The organism is Mesorhizobium sp. M7A.F.Ca.US.006.04.2.1 (genome assembly GCF_004022915.1).
Taxonomy (GTDB): Bacteria; Pseudomonadota; Alphaproteobacteria; order Rhizobiales; family Rhizobiaceae; genus Mesorhizobium; species Mesorhizobium ciceri.
Map to the genome: position 1 here is coordinate 1 of NZ_RZQA01000749.1, position 3222 is coordinate 3222.

2 protein-coding genes and 1 pseudogene are annotated in these 3222 nt (G+C 62.9%); 2 read left to right on the forward strand and 1 reads right to left on the reverse strand.

What is annotated here, in order from left to right; all coding sequences use genetic code 11:
• On the reverse strand, positions 1-989 hold a 989-nt coding region (locus EN925_RS29320; RefSeq protein ID WP_128337117.1), incomplete at its 3' end, for a CapA family protein.
• Between the two features lie 108 nt (positions 990-1097).
• Between EN925_RS29320 and EN925_RS29325 the strand changes: the two genes are divergently transcribed.
• Both EN925_RS29325 and EN925_RS29330 read left to right on the forward strand, forming a co-directional pair.
• Positions 1098-2363 carry a hypothetical protein gene (locus tag EN925_RS29325; RefSeq protein WP_127384777.1) on the forward strand — a complete coding sequence of 422 codons (1266 nt, stop codon included), beginning with the start codon at positions 1098-1100 and terminating at the stop codon, positions 2361-2363.
• 437 nt (positions 2364-2800) lie between these two features.
• Positions 2801-3222 (forward strand): annotated as a pseudogene (locus EN925_RS29330) (hypothetical protein); the annotation flags it as partial.

Here is a 3222-nt window from a genome sequence, read left to right on the forward strand (position 1 = left end):
TCACGCATTCGGCCCTCCAAAGCCTCCATCAACACCAGCCGCTCGTGGTCGCCAGCGCGCAGGCGCATGAAGGGATGCATCCGGTAAGACGCGATCCTGCCGCGCGTACCGGCATCGGCACTGACATCGACAACGAGGATAGAGCCGATGCGGCCCGGCCATGGCTGCCGGGCAAAGGCGGTACCGAGGAAATCGCCGAGCCCATAGGCGACGATCGTCCCGTCAATCTTTTCCACCGGCTGCACGACATGGGCATGATGGCCCGCGATCAGCCCGGCGCCCTGCCCGGCCAGCCGCCTGGCCAGCGCTCGCGTCCCGTCGCGCGGAAAATGTCGGAACTCCCAGTCCCAATGCGGCACGGCGCAGAGAAGGTCCAAGCCAGCGGGTGGCCAGCTCGCCGGATCGCTGTCCATCGAAACGCGCCCGGCAAACAGTTTTTCATCGGCGTTCCGCCACAGCGTGAAGGCGGCGAAGCCGATATCAAGCGATCCAACCTGAATCGGTACAACCGGACCGTCGGCCAGGCCGATCGTGCGGATGCCGAGCCGCAGCAACGCCGCGATTGTCTCGTCGAAACCGGCGATGCCCTGATCCAGCACATGGTTGTTGGCCAGCGACAGCACGAGTTTTTCGCGCGCAACACCAACCGCCGTCAGCGCCTCGGCCAGGAACGGCTCGCTCATCGCATGATGCGTGCCGAGCCTTGTGCCCAGCACCGCGCTTGGCCTGTCCACAACAGGGCTTTCGCAATTGCCGATCACCAGATCGGCAGCGCCGAGCAGCGCCTTGATCGCCGGATCGCAATCCGGCGCGCTGCGGTTGGCCACCGCCGAGATGTCGCCGACAAAGGCAAGCCGCACCGCTTGCTTCGGCGGTGGATCCATCAGCGTCCCGGCCATCGGCGCAAAGTCTTGAGCGTCGCCGGCCAGTGACGGCTTCAGGAAACGCGGCAGCCAGGACAGCTTGTAGGAAAACGGATAATTCGACACGCGATGCCCAATTGTTTGCCCTGTGTAGACCGTCCGCCGGGCGGGTTGAAGCGCGGCGCTGCAAATGGTGTATGTTTGCACTGCGCGACAAAACATTGGGGGGAAAAGATGACACGACTGGCAGGCCTGCTGACATCCGCTTTCATTCTGCTCCTGCCGCTGTCTTCCGCGTCGGCGGCAATGCCAGAAGCGGCAACCACATTGTTTGAGGCGAAGACCGTGGCCGCGCGCGACACCGCTCTCTCGACGCTGGAGGCTGCCGCGCCAAAAGACCCGGCATCCGCCTATGCGGCCGGGGCGGGCGAGTTCTTTACCGCACTGGAGATCCTGGCCACCGGCCTGCACCGTCATGGTTTCGAAAGCCCGCAATCCTTCATGCTGCCGCTGATGCGGTTGCCGGTGCCCGACAATCCCAATCCCGAGCCGCTCACTTACGAGCAGTTCCGCGCCATCCTGGTCGGCTTCCGTGACCGGCTGGAGAAATCCGCAGCCACGTTTGCCTCGGTGCCGCCCGATGCCGATATCGGCATGGTCATCGATCTCACCCATGCCGGCATCGACCTCAACGAGGACGGCACCATCGCGCCGGACGAGAGCATGGCGGCGATCATCGCCTCACTCTCGCGCGGCGGTATCTCGTCGGACGCCGCCGCCCCCACGCTCACCTTCCGCTTCGACCGCGCCGACGGCTACTGGCTGCAGGGCTATGCCGAGTTCCTGATGGCGCAGGCCGATTTCTGGCTTGCGCATGATTTCAGGAGCACCTTCGACGGCTCGTTTCACATGCTGTTCCCGCGCGCCAAATTGCCGCTGCAGGATATTCTGGTGCCGCCGGCCGGCGATATGGGCTCGAGCATCTTCTCCTCGGAATGGCGCATCGCCGATTTCATCTCGATGGTGCATCTCGTCAACTGGCCGGTGATCGAACCGGAGCGCCGGCAAGCAGCGCGCCGCCACCTGCTGGAAATGATCCGGCTGTCGCGCGAGGACTGGAAGGCGATCCGCGCCGAGACCGACAATGACCGCGAATGGCTGCCTGGACCGCAGCAGAAGGGCGAGAACCCGCTCACCGGCCTCGAAGTCGGCGAGGAGCAGGTCCAGGCCTGGCTCGCCGCCTTGACCATGGCCGAGGATCTCCTGGAAGGCCGCAAGCTGCTGCCGCATTTCCGCGTCACCGCCAGTACTGGGCTTGGCATCAACATGAAGCGCTTCTTCGACGAGCCAAAAAACTTCGATCTCGTGCTGTCGATCACCGGCCCGGCCATCGCGCCCTACCTCGAAAGCGGCGAGCTCGCGACCAGCGACGATTTCGACCAGATCCAGCGCCAGTTCGGCGGCGGCGGGTTTTTGACGTTTGCGCTTTGGTTCAACTGAGGGTGGGCCGTTTGAGGCCGCCTTCCCGCGAGAAATCTAGCATGGCAGGCAACGGTTTTACCGGAAACACGCGCGCCTTTTGTAGGCAGGTCTGCCGGCAGTCGGTTCGCTGCATACACCGCGCGGAGGCGCTGCGTAAAAATTAGCAGTGGCTGTTTTGCTTGACTCGGCCGCCAAAAACAGGCAGCAAAACCAGGTCGGAAGGGCGACAACACCACTTTCCTGGCCGTGGACGAAGGCTGATTTGGCCAAAATCCACATCTCGTCGTTGGTTTTGAGAGGAATTGATTAACCAACTTTGTCCATATTTTGAAGCAATCGGCAACCAACTACAGACGCGGCAAACGCGTCGGGGACCACCTGGGATCACTCACAGAATGGTCGTCGCGGCTCTCAAGGCCACGTACGGGGAAACCGATTGAAGCGAGATTGGTTGCATGGCGTTGTTGAGTACACACAAAAAAAACCGGGGACAGCGTGAGGGCGGCGAGTTCGTCGATGCTCCACGTTCCCCTTCCTTCAACGCTGGCCGGGTGGCCCGCTGGGTCGCGCTGCCTTGCGTCAGCACCGCCATCGGTCTTTGGTTGATCGGCACCATGGCTGGCCTCAGTTCCGTCGGCGCCTCTCTGTCGGCAACTTCGGTTGGCCTGCCCCAGACACTGTCGACACCGGGATCGCTCGCACTTGCCGATCCGCTGAAACAGCACTTTTTGAAAGCACCCTTCGTGCTGGCCAACGCCAATGGCGGCACTCAGGCCCTGCATGATCATTCGGTGCAGTGCGGCGCCAGCTGTTTCAAGCTGGCCAGGGTAAGCGCGCGGGCGGAAAAATCCGAACGCCTTGTAGCGCAGGCAAAGCC

Excerpts from the sequence above, each read along its gene's own strand:
- EN925_RS29325 (WP_127384777.1), top strand. The coding sequence starts at position 1,098 with ATGACACGACTGGCAGGCCTGCTGACATCCGCTTTCATTCTGCTCCTG.